This is a genomic window from Caballeronia sp. LZ003, assembly GCF_031451465.1.
In the GTDB taxonomy this organism is placed as follows: Bacteria; Pseudomonadota; Gammaproteobacteria; order Burkholderiales; family Burkholderiaceae; genus Caballeronia.
The window spans coordinates 2,351,614-2,367,909 of the sequence record NZ_JARUXJ010000001.1; the positions used below are offsets into that span (position 1 = coordinate 2,351,614).

Below are 16,296 nucleotides of genomic sequence, written 5' to 3' on the forward strand. Positions count from 1 at the left end.
CATCTTCACGTTGGCGATATCGACACCCGTGTTGTCCGACTTCACCCGGACCTTCACGTTGTAGTCGACCACGCGCTTGACTGGCACCAGAATTTTCATCCACACGCTCCAAAAGGGTCTCTCCGCGCTAACGGAGGAAGCTTGTTCTTCCGATTCCTTGCGGATTCGGCGATCGATTGAGTCAACCCAGTCTCACATTATACGAGCGCTGCGTGTGCGCTTCCCCCGCCGAAACGGGTGGGCGAGGCGACGCACGATCGGCATACGCCGAATAATATCGAACGACCGTTCTATTCACTATCCCAAAAAACCCGCAGTCCGCTTTTCGCTGGATTACCAGGCGGCAATCACCGCGCCCGAGTATTTGCCGGCGATGAACTGCTTCACTTCCGGCGAGTGATACGCGGCCACCAGCTTCGCGACCCAAGGCTTGTCCTTGTCCACCGCGCGAATGGCGATGATGTTGGCGTACGGACCATGCGGATCTTCGATCGCGATGGCATCCGCGTTCGGCTTGAGACCCGCTTCCATCGCGAAGTTCGTGTTGATCGCGGCGGCGTCCACGTCGGCGAGCGAGCGCGGAATCTGCGCGGCATCGAGTTCGACGATCTTCAGCTTCTTCGGATTTTCGACGATATCGATAGGCGTCGCCTTCAATCCGGCATCGGCGCGCAGCTTGAGCAAGCCTTGCTTTTGCAGCAGCAGCAATGCGCGGCCGCCGTTGGTAGGATCGTTCGGAACCGCAACGCGCGCGCCGTTCTGCAACTCGCCAAGCGACTTGATCTTCTTCGAGTAGATGCCCATGGGGAACGTCACCGTGTCGGCGACCTTGATGAGCTTGTAGCCGCGATCCTTCACCTGTGCATCGAGATACGGCAAGTGCTGATAGCTGTTCGCGTCGAGGTCGCCCGCGGACAACGCGGCGTTCGGCTGCACATAGTCCGAGAATTCGATGACCGTGATCTTCAGGCCGTTCTTCGCCGCGACCTGCTTCACGACATCCATGATCTGCGCGTGCGGCCCGCCCGTCACACCGACCTTGATCGCGTCTTCGGCATGCGCGACGCCGCTGACCAGCATGACCGCGGACAACGCGGCGGCGAACTTCAGAATGAATCGACGTTGCATGAACTGACCTTTCGTTATGAGGTTGATGCGAACTTCACTTGTGACTGAGACGGCGCACGAGCCAGTCGCCGAACGACTGCACGAGCTGCACGAACACGATGAGGATGATGACCACCGTGAGCATCACTTCAGGCAGGAAGCGCTGATAACCGTAGCGGATGCCGAGGTCGCCCAGCCCGCCGCCGCCGATTGCACCGGCCATCGCCGAATAACCGACAAGCGAAACGAACGTGATGGTCAGCCCCGCCACCACGCCCGGCAACGATTCCGGCAGCAGCACCTTGAAGACGATCTGTCGCGTGGTCGCGCCCATGGCCTGAGCGGCTTCGATGAGCCCGCGATCCACCTCGCGCAACGCGGTTTCGACGAGCCGCGCGATGAACGGCGCGGCCGCGATGGTCAGCGGCACGACAGCCGCCGCCGTACCGATGGACGAGCCCACGACGAGCCGCGTAAAGGGAATGACCGCGACGAGCAGAATGATGAACGGCGTCGAGCGCACGGCATTGACGATGCCGCCGAGCACTCGATTCACGGCGAGATTGGGCAGCACGCCGTCGCGATCCGTCAGATACAGGAGCACGCCGAGCGGAAGCCCAAGCGCCGCGCCGATCAGCCCGGAGATGCCGACCATGATCAGCGTCTCCCAGAACGACTGCACGAACATGTCGAACATTTCACTCAACATGGGAAAGCTCCTCCACCACGACGCCTTGCGAGCGCAAATAAGTAATCGCCTCGGCGACCTTCACCGGCTGACCGCCCGCGAGCACCGCGAGCGAGCCGAACGCCTGGCCCTGAATCTCGTCGATCTGGCCATGCAGGATATTGAAGTCGAGCTCGTAGCGGCGGATGGTCTCGGAGAGAATCGGCTGATCGACGCCCGAGCCCGTGAACGCGAGCCGCAGCAAATGGCCGCTGCCGGTCTTGAGACGCTCGGCCACGCGCACCTTGAGCGCGGGCGGCAACTCGTGCGCGATGACATCGCCGATCAGCGCGCGCGTGACTTCGTGATGCGGTTGCATGAAGACATCGACCACCTTGCCCTCTTCGACCACGCGCCCGGCATCGAGCACGGCGACGCGATCGCACACTTGCTTGATGACGTCCATCTGATGCGTGATGAGCACGATCGTGAGCCCGAGCTCGCGATTGATTTTGCGCAGCAGGTCGAGAATGGAACGCGTGGTTTCGGGATCGAGCGCGGAGGTGGCTTCATCGGAGAGCAGCACTTTCGGCTTGCTCGCAAGCGCGCGCGCGATGCCCACGCGCTGCTTCTGCCCGCCGCTGATTTGCGCGGGATATTTGTCCTTGTGCGTGGTGAGGCCGACGAGTTCGAGCAGCGGCAACACCAAGGCCTCGATCTCCGCACGCTTGTTGCCCGCGAGTTCGAGCGGCAGCGCGACGTTGTCGAACACCGTGCGCGACGACAGCAGGTTGAAATGCTGAAAGATCATGCCGATGTCACGGCGCGCGGCGCGCAAGTCGTGCTTGCCGAGCGTCATGAGATCGCGGCCATCGACCACGACGCTGCCTTCGCTCGGTCGCGTCAGCAGGTTGATGGTGCGCACCAGCGTGCTCTTACCCGCGCCGCTGCGCCCGATGATGCCGAACACTTCGCCGGCGGGAATCGTCAGATTGACGTTGTGTAGCGCTTCGACCCAGCCTCGTGGGCTCGCGAAACGCTGTGAGAGATTGCGGATTTCGATCATTCGACCAGGACGTGATTCATGCGTGGTCCGGAAAATACAAACGGCGGGAGGCTTTCGCGGACACTGTAGCGTCCGCGCAGCCAGCCGCCGCTCGTTCTAACTTCGTTGCTGTTCAGCCGCAGGATTTTACCGGAGCATCAACATTCTGTTTAATAATGAATTTCGATGATTTAATTACTGAATCGAATTTGCTTGATGCCTGGCCGCAGCCGATCACTTCGAAGCTCACCGCATGCCAACCAACGTCTACTCGACCAGCACCGTCACCACACGCCAGGGCGTCGAACTCTTTCTGCACCGCTGGCAGCCGAAGCCTCCACTAGAGCCGACAGCGCGCATCGCGCTCGTGCATGGCCTTGCCGAACACGCCGGCCGCTACGACGCGCTGGCGCTAGCGCTCAACGCGGCGGGCATCGAACTGTTCGCAATCGATCTGCGAGGTCACGGCAAGTCGTCGGGCGAGCGTGCGTGGGTGCGCGTCTTCACCGACTATCTGCTCGATGCCCAAGTTCTTCTCGAAGCCTGCGCCACGACACCGCCCGCCGACACGCCGCTCTTTCTGATGGGCCACAGCATGGGCGGTGCGATTGCCGCGCTCCATGCCGCCGAGCGCGGGAGCGAGAAGAAGCTGGCTGGATTGATTTTGTCGAGCCCGGCATTGCGCATTGGCAGCGGCACGCCGCGCTGGAAGACGACGCTCAACCGCATCGTCGGCACGCTGATGCCGCGCTGGCCCGCGTTCTCGATCGATCCCGCGCTGCTCTCGCGCGCGCCCGGCGTCGTCGAGGCGAACCGGCGCGATCCGCTCGTGCATCACGGTCCGGTTCCAGCTCGCACGGGCGCGCAGATTCTCGCGGCGATGGAGCGCATCGCGGCAAAGCGCGATCTCATCAAGTTGCCGCTTCTGGTGTTTCATGGCACGGCGGATGTCATCTGCGATCCGGCCGGCAGCCGTGAATTCGAAGCCAATGCGGGCTCGACCGACAGCACGCTCGAAATGGTCGACGGCAGCTATCACGAGACGCTCAACGACCTGGACCGCGATCGCGTGATTCGCGCGCTCATCGACTGGACGCTCGTGCGCGCCGACTATGCGCGCACGCATCCGTGAAAGGCTAGATTTCGGCCAGCGCTCGAAGATGCGCGACGACGCTGCGCCCGAGCGCCGAGAGGTTGTAGCCGCCTTCGAGACAACTGACGATGCGCCCTTGTGCATAACGCTCGGCCACCGCGCGAATCTTTTCGGTGATCCACGCGTAATCGTCCTCGACGAGTCCCATGTTGCCAAGATCGTCTTCGCGGTGCGCATCGAAGCCCGCCGAGACGAACAGCATCTGCGGCTTGAATTCCTCGAGGCGCGGCAGCCACATCAGGTCGACCACTTCGCGTACTGCCATGCCCTTGGTGCGCGCGGGCAGCGGCACGTTGACCATGTTCGACGCGTGATTGTCCGCGCCCGTAAACGGATAGAACGGATGCTGGAAGAAGCTGCACATCATGACGCGCGAGTCGCCCGTGAACGCAGCTTCGGTGCCGTTGCCGTGATGCACGTCGAAATCGATCACGGCGACGCGCTGCAGACCGTGCACTTCGAGCGCGTGCCGCGCCGCGATGGCCACGTTATTGAAGAGACAAAAGCCCATCGCGCGCGCGGGCTCGGCATGATGACCCGGCGGACGCACGCTGCAAAACGCGTTTTCGTATCGGCCCTCGATGACGGCATCGGTCGCCGCGATCGCCGCGCCCGCCGCACGCAAGGCCGCGCGATACGACTGCGGACACATCGACGTATCCGGGTCGAGTTCGCTTCTGCCATGCTCGGGCGTGCGGCTCTTGATGTAATCGATATGCGACTGCGTGTGCACGCGCGCTAGGTCGGCTTCCCCGGCGAGCGGTGCTTCCTCGCGCTCGACGAGCATGTCGATGCGGCTTGCGATCAGTTGATCTTCAATCGCCTGCAAACGCGCCGCGCATTCGGGATGCCACTCGCCGTTGTCATGCTTGAGGCAGTCGGGGTGGGAGTAAAAGCCGGTGGCCATGATGTCTCGCAGTGCCGTCGGGGTCGGCTCTCGTCTCGTGTTTTTTCGTCATACGCGTATCCCGCACCGCGCATTTGACGTTAAGTTACCACACCGTTCGAAACGGCCGCCTTCTCGCTCTCCACGGCAGTCCGGGCACCATGCGTCGGTTATACTGCCCCGAGCCGAAGGCAGCCTTGCATGCGTGCACGGCATGTCGCCGGCCGCTGCGTTCCGTTGAGAAACGTTGCGGATCGTTGCACCGTTCAGCAGGCGTCTGACCGTTCGAACATCCGGCTACGCCCCTTATCGCACAACCACGCAGACTATGACTTTTCAGTTCGCCCCGTTCGTCTCTCCTGTCTCGCTCAAGCGCGCCCTTCTCGCCTCGTTCGTTTGCGCGATCGCCACGTTTGGCGGCAACAGCGCGTGGGCGCAGTCGCAGCAACCGCAAACCGCAACGCCGCAAGGACAGGATTTCGAGGAAGAGATCGTTCCGCAGCGCTACGCGAACAACCCGAATGTCGATGCGTTCATCAACGACATGGTCGCGCGCTACGATTTCGACTCCGCCGCGCTGCACGACCTCTTCAATCACGTCAGTTATTCGGCGACGGCAGTCAAGCTAGTGCTGCCTTCGCCCACGCCGTCCGCGAAGAACTGGCGCGCGTATCAGGCGCGCTTCATCGAGCCGGTGCGCATCAACGCAGGCGTGAAATTTTGGCGCGCGAATCAGGCGACGCTGCAGCGCGCCTCCGAGCAGTTCGGTGTGCCGCCGGAAGTGATCGTCGGGATCATCGGCGTGGAGACGATCTACGGCAAATACATGGGCAACTTCCGCGCGCTCGACGCGCTGACCACGCTCACGTTCGACTACCCCAATGTGCCGAATCGCGTGGACCGTCAGGCGACCTTCCGCAAGAATCTCGAAGACCTGCTGGTCTGGACGCGCGACGCGCAAATCGACCCGACCACCGTGCTCGGCTCGTACACGGGCGCGATCGGCATTCCGCAGTTTCTGCCAAGCAGCATCGTGCAATATGCGGTGGATTACGACGGCAACAGCCGTATCGATCTGCGCACGAGTCCGGCGGATGCCATCGGCAGTGTCGCGAATTATCTGAAGCAGAACGGTTGGGAACCCGGGCGCCCGGTGGTGTGGAAAATCGCGGGCGATGTCGGCAGTCAGGGTATTGCGGAAGCGGCCGCGAACGGTGAGCCGGAGCCGCGCTGGTCGCTCGCGCAACTGACGAAAGCGGGCATGATAATCGACCAGCCGGGCCTTAATGTCGATGCCGAAGCCGGCACGCCGCTTACGGTCGTCGATCTGCCCACGCCGGGCCGCGCCACCGAATACACGCTCGGGCTCAGGAACTTCTATGCATTGACGCGCTATAACCGCAGCTTCTTTTATGCGCTCGCGGTGTATCAGCTTGGCGAGGCCGTGAAGGCGCGCATGGCAACAGGCGCGCAGTAAGGGCTTCTTTGGCACCAAGCAAAAACCCCGGCGCGCCGGGGTTTTTTCATTGCGGCCGCGGAAGGACTCACGCGGGAAACACGCCTGTAGACAAATAGCGGTCGCCGCGATCGCACACCACGAACACGATGGTCGCGTTCTCGACCTGACGCGCCACGCGCAGCGCGACTTCGCACGCGCCGCCCGACGAAATGCCCGCGAAGATGCCTTCGACCGATGCCAGCCGGCGCGCCATCGCTTCCGACGCTGCCTGACTCACGTTCTCGACGCGATCCACGCGACTACGATCGAAAATTTTCGGCAGATACGCTTCCGGCCATTTGCGGATGCCCGGAATGCGCGAGCCTTCCTCCGGCTGCGCTCCGACGATCTCGATCTGCTCGTTCTTCTCTTTCAGAAACTGCGACACGCCCATGATCGTGCCCGTGGTGCCCATCGACGAGACGAAGTGCGTGATGCGTCCTTCCGTCTGCTTCCACAGTTCCGGCCCGGTGGTTTCGTAGTGCGCGAGCGGATTGTCCGGATTGGCGAATTGATCGAGGATGATGCCGCGGCCATCGCGCTGCATCTGGTCGGCCAAATCGCGCGCGTATTCCATGCCGCCCGTGACCGGCGTGAGGATGATCTGCGCGCCATACGCGCCCATGCTCTGCCGGCGCTCGATGGACAAGTCCTCCGGCATGATCAGCACCATCTTGTAGCCGCGCACTGCCGCAGCCATGGCAAGCGCGATACCGGTGTTGCCGCTCGTCGATTCGATCAGCGTGTCGCCCGGCTTAATGCGGCCGCGTTCCTCAGCTTTCCTGATCATCGACAGTGCCGGACGGTCTTTCACCGATCCCGCCGGGTTATTGCCTTCCAGCTTGCCGAGAACGACGTTGTTGCGGCTGCGGATTTCATCGTCCACGACGCGGACGAGTTGCACGAGCGGCGTGTTGCCGATCGTGTCTTCGATAGTCATGTAAGCCATAAGCGGATCGGATTCATATCCCGCCGAAAAGGTCACACCGCGTGCGATCTTCGTGGGGATTTGGTATGGGAATCCGTCGATTGTAGCCCAGCGGTCCTTTCCATGTTCTTCACCCCTCTTGCACGGATGGAATGCCGGGCGCATCGGCGTTCATGCAAAAACCCCGCGACGAGACAGACCGCGGGGAGCCCAAACCATCCGAGGCTGAAGGAGCTTTTTTGATGCGAGGAAAGAGCCGCCGGCTATTTCTTGACGACCACGGGCTTCGCCGCCGTCGATGCCGAGACCGGCGTCGCGTTCACGGAATTGGGCGCTGCCGCTTTCGGCGCCGCGCCGATGCTCAGTCCTTCGGCCTCCAGGCGCGATACGGTCTTGCCGCCCATGCCCTTCACGCGCGAGCCGAGATCGGACGCGTCCTTGAAGGGGCCGTGCGCCTGACGTTCATCGAGGATGGCTTTCGCCTTGGCCGGGCCGATGCCCTTGATGCCGCGCAGGGCGTCGGCGTTGGCGGTGTTGACATCGACCGCCGCGAGCGCGGAACCGATGGAAAAGGTGAGCGCGAGCGCGACGATCGTTGAGAATGCTTGCTTGAACATGACTGAGTCTCCAGAAGAACCGGCCGGCGAACAGTGCCGACCGCGAGACCCAGTGTAGAGAGACTTCGATTGCCTTTATAGCTGGCCGAATAGCCAACGCACGTAGCGATCGACACCCTCTTGCACCGTCAGAAACGGCGCGTCGTAACCGGCCGCGCGCAGATGCGACTGGTCCGCCTGCGTGAAGCATTGATACTTGCCGCGCAGCGCATCCGGGAACGGTACGTATTCGATCAAGCCGCGCTGCACGAGCTCCGCCAGCGAGAGCGCGGCCTCGCCATTCAGTGCGCGCAACGAGTTGACGACCGTCGAGGCGATGTCGTTGAACGGCTGCGCGCGGCCCGTGCCGAGATTGAAGATGCCCGACTTCTCCGGATGATCGAGAAAGTACAGATTCACCTTGACCACGTCCTCGACGGAGACGAAATCGCGCGTCTGCTCGCCTGCGGCATAACCGTTGTATTCGCCGAAGAGCTTGACCTTGCCTTCCGAGCGGAACTGATTGAAATTGTGGAACGCCACGGACGCCATGCGCCCCTTATGCGTTTCGCGCTGACCGTAGACGTTGAAGTAGCGAAAGCCGACGATCTGGCTGCCCGCCTTCGGCAACACCTGACGCACGATCTGGTCGAACAGCAGCTTCGAATATCCGTAGACGTTGAGCGGCTTTTCGTATTCGCGCTCTTCGACGAAGCGGCTCGAACCGCCATACGTCGCAGCCGAGGACGCGTAGAGAAACTGCGCGCCCTGTGCGAGACAGATATCCATCACGTCGCGGCTGTAACGGAAGTTGTTCTCCATCATGTAGCGGCCGTCGGTTTCCATCGTGTCCGAACAGGCGCCTTGATGAAACACCGCGCGCACCTGACCGAAGTCGCCGCGCCTGAAGCGCTCGACGAATTCGGTCTTGTCGAGGTAATCGTCTATCTCGCAATCGACGAGATTCTTGAACTTGTCGGCACGCGTGAGGTTGTCCACTGCGATCACGCGATGCTCGCCGCGCTCGTTGAGCGCCTTGACGATATTGCTGCCGATGAAGCCAGCCGCTCCGGTAACGATAAAGGTCATGATGGAGTTGCCCGAGTTGCCCGAAGAGTCAGGCGAAGAGTTCGTTGTAATCGACGGTCGCGGTGCCGAGCTTGCCAACCACGATACCCGCCGCGCGGTTCGCATAAGCCACGGAATCGACGAGCGGCACACCCGCGCCGAGCATGGTCGCGACGGTCGCGATGACGGTGTCGCCCGCGCCCGAGACATCATACACTTCGCGTGCTTCGGCCGAAGTGTGCAGCACCTGGTTCTCGGTGAAGAGTGTCATGCCCTCTTCCGAACGCGTGAGCAAGAGCGCGCTCAGGTCGAGTTCCGCGCGCAGCTTGCTCACGCGCTCGTGCAAATCTTCTTCCGACTTCCACTGCCCGATCACCTCGCGCAACTCCGCGCGATTCGGCGTGATGAGTGTCGCGCCGCGATAGCGGTCCCAGTCGTCGCCTTTTGGGTCGACCAGCACCGGCTTGCCTGCTTGCCGCGCTTCGCTGATCATCTGCGTGACGTGCGTGAGCCCGCCCTTCGCATAGTCCGACATGAGGATGACGTCGTGCTGCGGCAGCAGTTCCGCGAAGCGCGCGAGGCACGCGGCCAGCACTTCGTGATTCGGCGTGTTTTCGAAATCGACACGCAGCAGTTGCTGCTGCCGCGACAGCACGCGCAGCTTGATGGTCGTCAGCAGTTCGGGATCGCGTTCGAGATGGCCCGCGACCCGGCTCTCGCCCAGCAATTCGACGATGCGCTCGCCCGGTTCGTCATGCCCGACCACACACAAGAGGCCAGCCTGCGCGCCGAGCGCCGCCGCATTGCGCGCGACGTTGGCCGCGCCGCCCAAGCGGTCCTCCTTGCGCTGCACGTGCACGACAGGCACGGGCGCTTCCGGCGAGATGCGATTCACGTCGCCGAACCAGTAGCGGTCGAGCATCACGTCGCCCACTACGAGCACGCGCGCCGCCGAAATGCGCGCGCGCGGCACCACCGGAATGTCGGCGGAATCAGCTGCGCTTGCCGTTACTGTCGAGAGCGACATGAGGACGTCCTATTGCGTAGTAATCGATGCCCATCTCGGACATCGCTTCCGGTTCATACAGATTGCGGCCGTCGAAGATCACCGGCATTTTCAACGCGCTCTTCAGATGCGCGAAGTCCGGGCTCTTGAACTCCTTCCATTCGGTCACGATGACGAGCGCATCCGCATCCGTCAGCGCTTCCTGCTGCGAGCGCACGAAGTGCAGACGCCTGATGTCGTCGGGCCGCTCGGCCAGATCGAGCGCGAGTACGCGTTCGGCTTCCTGCAATGCGACGGGATCGTAAGCGCGCACGGTCGCGCCGCGCGAGAGCAGCGCCTCGACGATGCGCCGGCTCGACGCCTCGCGCATGTCGTCGGTATTGGGCTTGAACGCGAGCCCCCACACGGCGAACGTGCGCCCGCGCAGATCCTCGCCCATGCGCCTGACGATCTTGTTGACAAGCACTTCTTTTTGCGCGTCGTTGACTTCCTCGACCGCTTCGAGAATGCGCAGCCTATGGCCGTTCTCACGCGCGGTCTGAACGAGCGCCTGCACATCCTTCGGGAAACACGAGCCGCCGTAGCCGCAGCCCGCATACAAAAAGTGATAGCCGATGCGCGGGTCCGAACCGATCCCGCGTCGCACCGCTTCGATATCCGCGCCGACCATGTCCGCGAGATTCGACAGGTCGTTCATGAACGAGATGCGCGTGGCCAGCATGGCGTTGGCCGCGTACTTGGTGAACTCGGCGGAATGCACGTCCATGTACAACGTGCGCTCGTGATTCCGGTTGAATGGCGCGTAGAGCCGCTTCATCTTCTCGCGCGCGAGCTTGCCGTTCTCGTCGTCGATACCGATCACGATGCGATCCGGCCGCATGAAGTCGTCCACGGCGGCGCCTTCCTTGAGGAACTCCGGATTCGACACGACCGAGAAGCCGTGTTCGTCCGAACCTTCCAGTCCGCGCGCCTTTAGTTCGGCTTCGACCACGTTGCTGACCTGCAGCGCCGTGCCGACTGGCACCGTGGATTTATCGACGATCACCTTGAAGCCGTTCGAATAGCGGCCGATATTGCGCGCCGCCGCGAGCACGTACTGCAAGTCGGCGGAGCCATCCTCGTCGGGCGGCGTGCCGACCGCGATGAACTGGATCTCGCCATGCTCGACGCTTGCCTGCACGTCGGTGGAAAACTGAATACGACCCGCCGCGCGCGTGCGCCGGAGCATTTCCTGCAAGCCCGGCTCGTGGATCGGCACGCCGCCGTTGTTGAGAATATCGATCTTGCGCGGATCGACATCCACGCAAAACACGTCATTGCCGATTTCGGCGAGACACGCGCCGGTAACCAGACCGACGTAACCCGTGCCGACGATGGTGATTTTCATACGCTTTTAACTGATTCCTGAAATGCCGGTGGCGGAGACGACGCCTCGCGCTCTCGAGCGCGTCCGCCCTCAGGCGGAACTGGTGATCGGCTCCACGCGGCGCGGCGCGTAGGTTTCCCAGCCGCTGCAGCCGGGGCATTGCCAATAGAATAGACGCGCGCGGAAGCCGCAGGTCTGACATGTATAGCGCGGCAGATTCTTCGTGCGCTGTTTGACGAGCGTGCGCATGAGTTCGAGCTCGCCGCGGCGCGGCTCCTCGGCGGTCGCTTCCTGCGCTTCGAGCAGACGCGTCATGCCCGCGAGGTTCGGCGCGCTTTCCATTTGCTTCCTCGCAAGCGCGTGCGCCGCGTCGAGTCCGCGCAACTCCTGAACATGCTTGTACGCGACATCGAGCAAATCGTTCGATGGATAACGGCTCGCGTAATCGATCAACAAATCGACGCCCTCTTCCTTGCGGCCAAGCGTGCTGTACGCCTTCATCAGCTTCTCGGCGACGAGCGGCAGATACGCTTCGTTCTGCGCCTCCACGCGCTTCCAGCTTTCGATGGCCGTTTCGACATTGCCGGCGGCGGCTTCGACATCGCCCGAGAGAATGGTCGCGCGCACGTTATCCGGATTCGACGCCAGCGCGAGCTTCAACTCGTCGCGCGCGCCTTCCGGATTCTTGCGCTGCAAAGCCTCCTGCGCAAGCTCGCAATGGAAATGCGCGATCTCCATATGCAGCGACGGCGCGCCCATCTTTTCGATGCGCTCGGCGGTCGCGATCGACTTCGGCCAATCTTTTTCGATTTCGTAGATGGTCAGAAGCGCACGTTGCGCGCCAAGCGAGTATTCGCCGGCTTCGAGCGAGCGGAAAGTTTCCTCGGCGCGATCGAGCAGCCCAGCCTTCAGAAAGTCCTGACCGAGTTCATAGAGCGCGTGATCGCGCTCGGCCACGGGAAGATCGGCACGGCTCAAGAGGTTCTGATGCACGCGGATCGCGCGATCGGTTTCGCCGCGCCGCCGAAACAGGTTGCCGAGCGCAAAGTGCAGTTCGATGGTTTCGGGATCGAGCTTGGCCACCTCGATGAACGCGTCGATCGCCTTGTCGTGTTGCTCGTTGAGCAGGAAATTCAGGCCGCGAAAATACGAGCGCGGCAGGTTCGCATTTTCGGATAGCAGCGTTTTCAGGTCATAGCGGGACGCCATCCAGCCGAGAGCGAAGGCAACGGGAATGACGAGCAGCCACCAGAAGTCTAGATCCATGCGCTTTTGTCGAAGAGTCGGTTAGGTGTCTGCTTTTTAACAACCCTCACGGCGCTCGCCGGGACAGTTGCGAATGATTTCTTTAGATGAGCGGCGGCATGGGCGGCTCTTCCTTCACCACCGGCGTCTCGCGTGCGACACGCAACTCGCGCTTGAGACGCCCGTTTTCCATGCGCAAACGCAGCATCTTCGGCACAGCCGAAACCAGTCCTGCCAGCAAGCCCACGAGGAAGAATGCGAGGCCGATCAGGATCAAAGGCGCTTGCCATTGGAATCCACCGGGCGCGTTCAGCGTGACGGGGTCGCGATTCGCGAGCGCCAGCACGAGCAGAAGCACGAATACCAGGACACGGATCAGCCAGACGATGAATTTCATGTACGGTTTTCCAGGAGCGGTCGCGCGTGTCAGTGGTTGGCATGATGCCAAGCCCGCGCGGATGATAACCAGGTCAAAGTGACCGGTATTGTAATGGATGCCTTCGCGCGCCAGCACCTGCGGCGCGCCGACCCTCAATTGGAACGCATCGGGCGCGAAAGGGCTATCACCAATCGTTGAAATTGATCAGCAGGCGATGGCCGAGCAAATGCCGCACCCGTTACGTGCCGCTTTAAGGCCGCGCAAGTTCGGCCGGCAATAAAAAAAGCACCCCGCAGGGTGCTTTTCTGGTCGATTGCCTCGTGGCCGGACGCCGCGAACCTGAGATCAAGTTGATCACGGGGACGATGGGCGCCGATCAGAGATCGTCCGCATCGTCGTCATTCGACTCTTTCAGCGGCTCACCCGCACGACCATCCACGCGTTCACGCAACTCCTTGCCCGGCTTGAAGTGCGGCACGAATTTCTCCGGTACCAGCACTTTCTCACCCGACTTTGGATTGCGCCCGACGCGCGACGGACGGCGATTGAGCCCGAAGCTGCCGAAGCCGCGAATCTCGATACGATGACCGTTGGCCAAAGCCTCCGACATCGCATCGAGCATCGTCTTCACCGCGAAATCCGCATCCTTGAGGACAAGTTGCGGAAATCGCGACGCCAACTGGGCGACCAATTCCGATTTGGTCATACTGCAGCAGTACCGTTAAGGCTTAGCTGTTCTGGCCGTCAAGCTTGGCCTTGAGCAGCGCGCCGAGGTTGGTCGTGCCGGTGGCGGCGGCGTTCGAGTCCGAAGTCTGCAGACCACGAATGGCTTCCTGCTGTTCGGCCGAATCCTTCGCCTTGATCGACAGGTTGATGCCACGCGACTTGCGATCGATGTTGATGATCATCGCGTTGACCTTGTCGCCTTCCTTCAGCACGTTGCGAGCATCTTCCACGCGATCTTGCGCGATTTCCGAAGCACGCAAATAACCTTCGACGTCCGCCGTCAGGGTGATAACCGCACCCTTCGCGTCCACCGACTTCACCGTACCGTCGACGATAGCGCCCTTGTCGTTGATCGCGACGAAGTTGTTGAACGGATCGCCTTCGAGCTGCTTGATGCCGAGCGAAATACGTTCCTTGTCCACGTCGATGCCCAGAACCACGGCTTCGACTTCGTCGCCCTTCTTGTACTTGCGCACGGCTTCTTCGCCGGTTTCGCTCCACGACAAGTCGGAGAGGTGAACCAAGCCGTCGATGCCGCCTGGCAGACCGATGAACACGCCGAAGTCGGTGATCGACTTGATGGCGCCGCTGATCTTGTCGCCCTTCTTGAAGTTGCGGCTGAAGTCATCCCACGGATTCGGCTTGCATTGCTTCATGCCGAGCGAGATACGGCGGCGGTCTTCGTCGATTTCCAGAACCATGACTTCGACTTCGTCGCCCAGCTGCACGACCTTCGACGGTGCAACGTTCTTGTTCGTCCAGTCCATTTCCGACACGTGAACCAGGCCTTCGATGCCCGATTCCACTTCGACGAATGCGCCGTAGTCGGTGATGTTGGTGACCTTGCCGAACAGGCGCGTGCCCGACGGGTAACGGCGCGAGATGCCTTCCCACGGATCGTCGCCCAGTTGCTTGATGCCGAGCGAAACGCGGTTCTTCTCTTGGTCGAACTTGAGGATCTTGGCGGTGACTTCCTGGCCAACCGACAGAACTTCGCTCGGGTGACGCACACGACGCCATGCGATGTCGGTGATGTGCAGCAGGCCGTCGATACCGCCGAGGTCAACGAACGCGCCGTAGTCGGTGATGTTCTTGACCACGCCTTCCACGATCGCGCCTTCCTTCAGCGTTTCGAGCAGCTTTGCGCGCTCTTCGCCTTGCGTCGCTTCGATGACAGCGCGGCGCGACAGCACGACGTTGTTACGCTTGCGGTCGAGCTTAATGACGCGGAATTCGAGCGTCTTGCCTTCGTACGGCGTCGTGTCCTTGACCGGACGCGTGTCGACCAGCGAACCCGGCAGGAATGCGCGGATGCCGTTGACCATCACGGTCATGCCGCCCTTGACCTTGCCCGTGATCGTGCCGGTCACGAGTTCGTTGTTGTCGAGGGCCTTTTCCAGCGACAGCCACGAAGCCAGACGCTTCGCCTTGTCGCGCGACAGGATGGTGTCGCCATAGCCGTTTTCCAGCGCGTCGATTGCGACGGAAACGAAGTCGCCCGCCTGCACTTCAACCTCGCCCGCGTCGTTCAGGAATTCTTCGAGCGGAATGTAGGCTTCGGACTTGAGACCAGCGTTCACGACCACGAAGTTGTGGTCGACGCGCACGACTTCGGCGGAGATCACTTCGCCGGCGCGCATGTCCTGCTTGGTCAGCGACTCTTCGAACAGAGCCGCGAAAGATTCGGTATTCGGGGTAGAGGTTTGCAGGTCGGACATAAAAATCGATATTTGCACGGCTTTTGCGCGATGGCCTTTGAAGTTTCCGAGGAGCCGGAATATGGCCGGGTAAGTGCGCGAGGCGATGCGGGGTTAAGGGGTTGAAACACGCTCCGCCACATGGAAGAGCACCTTGCGTCTACAGCTGACTACTGTTCTTCACAACTCGCTAAAAACGAACCGCTATACACGAACCGCGCTGTACCAACCGATGATTTGTTCCACCGTCTGATCGACCGACAAACCGGAGGTGTCCAGCGTCTTCGCGTCCACCGCGGCTTTGAGCGGTGCGGTGGCCCGGTTGGAGTCCCGGGCGTCGCGCTCACGCAAATCTCGCAGCAAGTCATCCATACTAGCAGAAAAACCTTTTTGCATCAATTGCTTATGCCGGCGCGCCGCGCGTGCTTCGACGCTTGCGGTCAGAAACACTTTCAACGTGGCATCGGGAAAGATGACGGTGCCCATGTCGCGGCCATCGGCGACCAAGCCCGGACGCTTGCGAAACGCCCGCTGCCGCGCGACGAGCGCCTGCCGCACTTGCGGGTGCACGGCGATCGCCGACGCGCGGTTGCCGACTTCCTCGGCGCGAATCTCGCTCGATACATCCACGCCGTCGAGCTGCGCACAGCCCTCGCGGAAGGTGATGTGAAGCGCGCCGATGAGCTTTGCGAGCGCGGCTGCGTCGTCCGTGTCGATGTCGTAGCTCAGGCTTGCCAAGGCCGTTAGCCGATAAAGCGCGCCGCTGTCGAGCAGGTGGAAGCCGAGCGTGGCCGCGACGAGCGCCGCGACCGTGCCCTTGCCCGAAGCGGTCGGCCCGTCGATGGTGATTACTGGTGTAGGGTCGAATGGACGGGTCGGTTTCATTGCTCTCGGCCTTTCTGGCCCGTTATTACTGCTTTCGTTGAAGT

Annotated in this window: 16 protein-coding genes and 1 pseudogene; 2 read left to right on the forward strand and 15 right to left on the reverse strand. The window is 61.8% G+C overall.

What is annotated here, in order from left to right:
- From QCE79_RS10605 to QCE79_RS10620, 4 genes and pseudogenes are all read right to left on the reverse strand, one after another.
- Positions 1 to 99 (reverse strand): annotated as a pseudogene (locus tag QCE79_RS10605) (electron transfer flavoprotein subunit beta/FixA family protein); the annotation flags it as partial.
- Positions 100 to 333: 234 nt separating this feature from the next.
- A complete protein-coding gene (locus QCE79_RS10610) occupies positions 334 to 1,128 on the reverse strand; it encodes a MetQ/NlpA family ABC transporter substrate-binding protein (RefSeq protein WP_250465312.1) in 795 nt (264 codons plus the stop codon).
- Positions 1,129 to 1,162: 34 nt separating this feature from the next.
- Positions 1,163 to 1,816, reverse strand: a complete 654-nt coding sequence (locus QCE79_RS10615) for a methionine ABC transporter permease (RefSeq protein WP_244825900.1) — start codon at positions 1,814 to 1,816, stop codon at positions 1,163 to 1,165.
- Positions 1,806 to 2,840: a methionine ABC transporter ATP-binding protein gene (locus QCE79_RS10620; protein WP_309844016.1), complete on the reverse strand. Its 1,035-nt coding sequence runs from the start codon at positions 2,838 to 2,840 to the stop codon at positions 1,806 to 1,808. The genes QCE79_RS10615 and QCE79_RS10620 overlap by 11 nt, the downstream gene beginning before the upstream one ends.
- A 232-nt stretch (positions 2,841 to 3,072) precedes the next feature.
- Here QCE79_RS10620 and QCE79_RS10625 point away from each other — a divergent pair, with 232 nt between their 5' ends.
- Positions 3,073 to 3,951, forward strand: coding sequence for an alpha/beta hydrolase (locus QCE79_RS10625; RefSeq protein WP_309844020.1), 879 nt, complete (start codon positions 3,073 to 3,075; stop codon positions 3,949 to 3,951).
- 4 nt (positions 3,952 to 3,955) lie between these two features.
- Here QCE79_RS10625 and QCE79_RS10630 read toward each other — a convergent pair whose 3' ends face one another.
- Positions 3,956 to 4,879 (reverse strand): histone deacetylase family protein, encoded by a 924-nt coding sequence (locus QCE79_RS10630; RefSeq protein ID WP_309844022.1) that lies wholly within the window; start codon positions 4,877 to 4,879, stop codon positions 3,956 to 3,958.
- Between the two features lie 307 nt (positions 4,880 to 5,186).
- On the opposite strand from QCE79_RS10630, the gene mltB reads away from it, so the two are divergent.
- Positions 5,187 to 6,335 (forward strand): lytic murein transglycosylase B, encoded by a 1,149-nt coding sequence (gene mltB, locus QCE79_RS10635; protein WP_309844024.1) that lies wholly within the window; start codon positions 5,187 to 5,189, stop codon positions 6,333 to 6,335.
- A 67-nt stretch (positions 6,336 to 6,402) separates the two neighbouring features.
- On the opposite strand, the gene cysM is transcribed toward mltB, so the two are convergent.
- The 10 genes from cysM to cmk form a co-directional block, all read right to left on the reverse strand.
- Entirely contained in the window at positions 6,403 to 7,305 is a 903-nt protein-coding gene (cysM, locus tag QCE79_RS10640) for a cysteine synthase CysM (RefSeq protein ID WP_250465316.1), read from the reverse strand.
- 242 nt (positions 7,306 to 7,547) lie between these two features.
- Positions 7,548 to 7,901 carry a helix-hairpin-helix domain-containing protein gene (locus tag QCE79_RS10645; protein WP_244825907.1) on the reverse strand — a complete coding sequence of 118 codons (354 nt, stop codon included), beginning with the start codon at positions 7,899 to 7,901 and terminating at the stop codon, positions 7,548 to 7,550.
- A 75-nt stretch (positions 7,902 to 7,976) separates the two neighbouring features.
- The gene (gene rfaD / locus QCE79_RS10650) at positions 7,977 to 8,969 is read right to left on the reverse strand and encodes an ADP-glyceromanno-heptose 6-epimerase (protein WP_309844029.1); all 993 of its coding nucleotides are present in this window, start codon (positions 8,967 to 8,969) and stop codon (positions 7,977 to 7,979) included.
- A gap of 28 nt (positions 8,970 to 8,997) precedes the next feature.
- The gene (gene rfaE1 / locus QCE79_RS10655; RefSeq protein ID WP_244825909.1) at positions 8,998 to 9,975 is read right to left on the reverse strand and encodes a D-glycero-beta-D-manno-heptose-7-phosphate kinase; all 978 of its coding nucleotides are present in this window, start codon (positions 9,973 to 9,975) and stop codon (positions 8,998 to 9,000) included.
- The gene (locus QCE79_RS10660) at positions 9,941 to 11,341 is read right to left on the reverse strand and encodes a UDP-glucose/GDP-mannose dehydrogenase family protein (RefSeq protein ID WP_309844031.1); all 1,401 of its coding nucleotides are present in this window, start codon (positions 11,339 to 11,341) and stop codon (positions 9,941 to 9,943) included. Before QCE79_RS10660 ends, rfaE1 begins: the two co-directional genes overlap by 35 nt.
- A gap of 69 nt (positions 11,342 to 11,410) precedes the next feature.
- Positions 11,411 to 12,586 (reverse strand): lipopolysaccharide assembly protein LapB, encoded by a 1,176-nt coding sequence (lapB, locus tag QCE79_RS10665; protein ID WP_244825912.1) that lies wholly within the window; start codon positions 12,584 to 12,586, stop codon positions 11,411 to 11,413.
- A gap of 82 nt (positions 12,587 to 12,668) precedes the next feature.
- On the reverse strand, positions 12,669 to 12,962 hold the full coding sequence (locus QCE79_RS10670; protein WP_244825914.1) for a lipopolysaccharide assembly LapA domain-containing protein: 294 nt from the start codon (positions 12,960 to 12,962) through the stop codon (positions 12,669 to 12,671).
- 358 nt (positions 12,963 to 13,320) lie between these two features.
- The gene (locus tag QCE79_RS10675; RefSeq protein WP_244825916.1) at positions 13,321 to 13,650 is read right to left on the reverse strand and encodes an integration host factor subunit beta; all 330 of its coding nucleotides are present in this window, start codon (positions 13,648 to 13,650) and stop codon (positions 13,321 to 13,323) included.
- A gap of 22 nt (positions 13,651 to 13,672) precedes the next feature.
- Positions 13,673 to 15,406 carry a 30S ribosomal protein S1 gene (rpsA, locus tag QCE79_RS10680; protein ID WP_244825917.1) on the reverse strand — a complete coding sequence of 578 codons (1,734 nt, stop codon included), beginning with the start codon at positions 15,404 to 15,406 and terminating at the stop codon, positions 13,673 to 13,675.
- Between the two features lie 165 nt (positions 15,407 to 15,571).
- On the reverse strand, positions 15,572 to 16,252 hold the full coding sequence (gene cmk / locus QCE79_RS10685) for a (d)CMP kinase (RefSeq protein WP_309844033.1): 681 nt from the start codon (positions 16,250 to 16,252) through the stop codon (positions 15,572 to 15,574).
- Positions 16,253 to 16,296: the final 44 nt, after the last annotated feature.

Coding starts and splice junctions, on each gene's coding strand:
- QCE79_RS10610 (WP_250465312.1), bottom strand. CDS start 1,128: ATGCAACGTCGATTCATTCTGAAGTTCGCCGCCGCGTTGTCCGCGGTC.
- QCE79_RS10615 (WP_244825900.1), bottom strand. CDS start 1,816: ATGTTGAGTGAAATGTTCGACATGTTCGTGCAGTCGTTCTGGGAGACG.
- QCE79_RS10620 (WP_309844016.1), bottom strand. CDS start 2,840: ATGATCGAAATCCGCAATCTCTCACAGCGTTTCGCGAGCCCACGAGGC.
- QCE79_RS10625 (WP_309844020.1), top strand. CDS start 3,073: ATGCCAACCAACGTCTACTCGACCAGCACCGTCACCACACGCCAGGGC.
- QCE79_RS10630 (WP_309844022.1), bottom strand. CDS start 4,879: ATGGCCACCGGCTTTTACTCCCACCCCGACTGCCTCAAGCATGACAAC.
- mltB (WP_309844024.1), top strand. CDS start 5,187: ATGACTTTTCAGTTCGCCCCGTTCGTCTCTCCTGTCTCGCTCAAGCGC.
- cysM (WP_250465316.1), bottom strand. CDS start 7,305: ATGGCTTACATGACTATCGAAGACACGATCGGCAACACGCCGCTCGTG.
- QCE79_RS10645 (WP_244825907.1), bottom strand. CDS start 7,901: ATGTTCAAGCAAGCATTCTCAACGATCGTCGCGCTCGCGCTCACCTTT.
- rfaD (WP_309844029.1), bottom strand. CDS start 8,969: ATGACCTTTATCGTTACCGGAGCGGCTGGCTTCATCGGCAGCAATATC.
- rfaE1 (WP_244825909.1), bottom strand. CDS start 9,975: ATGTCGCTCTCGACAGTAACGGCAAGCGCAGCTGATTCCGCCGACATT.
- QCE79_RS10660 (WP_309844031.1), bottom strand. CDS start 11,341: ATGAAAATCACCATCGTCGGCACGGGTTACGTCGGTCTGGTTACCGGC.
- lapB (WP_244825912.1), bottom strand. CDS start 12,586: ATGGATCTAGACTTCTGGTGGCTGCTCGTCATTCCCGTTGCCTTCGCT.
- QCE79_RS10670 (WP_244825914.1), bottom strand. CDS start 12,962: ATGAAATTCATCGTCTGGCTGATCCGTGTCCTGGTATTCGTGCTTCTG.
- QCE79_RS10675 (WP_244825916.1), bottom strand. CDS start 13,650: ATGACCAAATCGGAATTGGTCGCCCAGTTGGCGTCGCGATTTCCGCAA.
- cmk (WP_309844033.1), bottom strand. CDS start 16,252: ATGAAACCGACCCGTCCATTCGACCCTACACCAGTAATCACCATCGAC.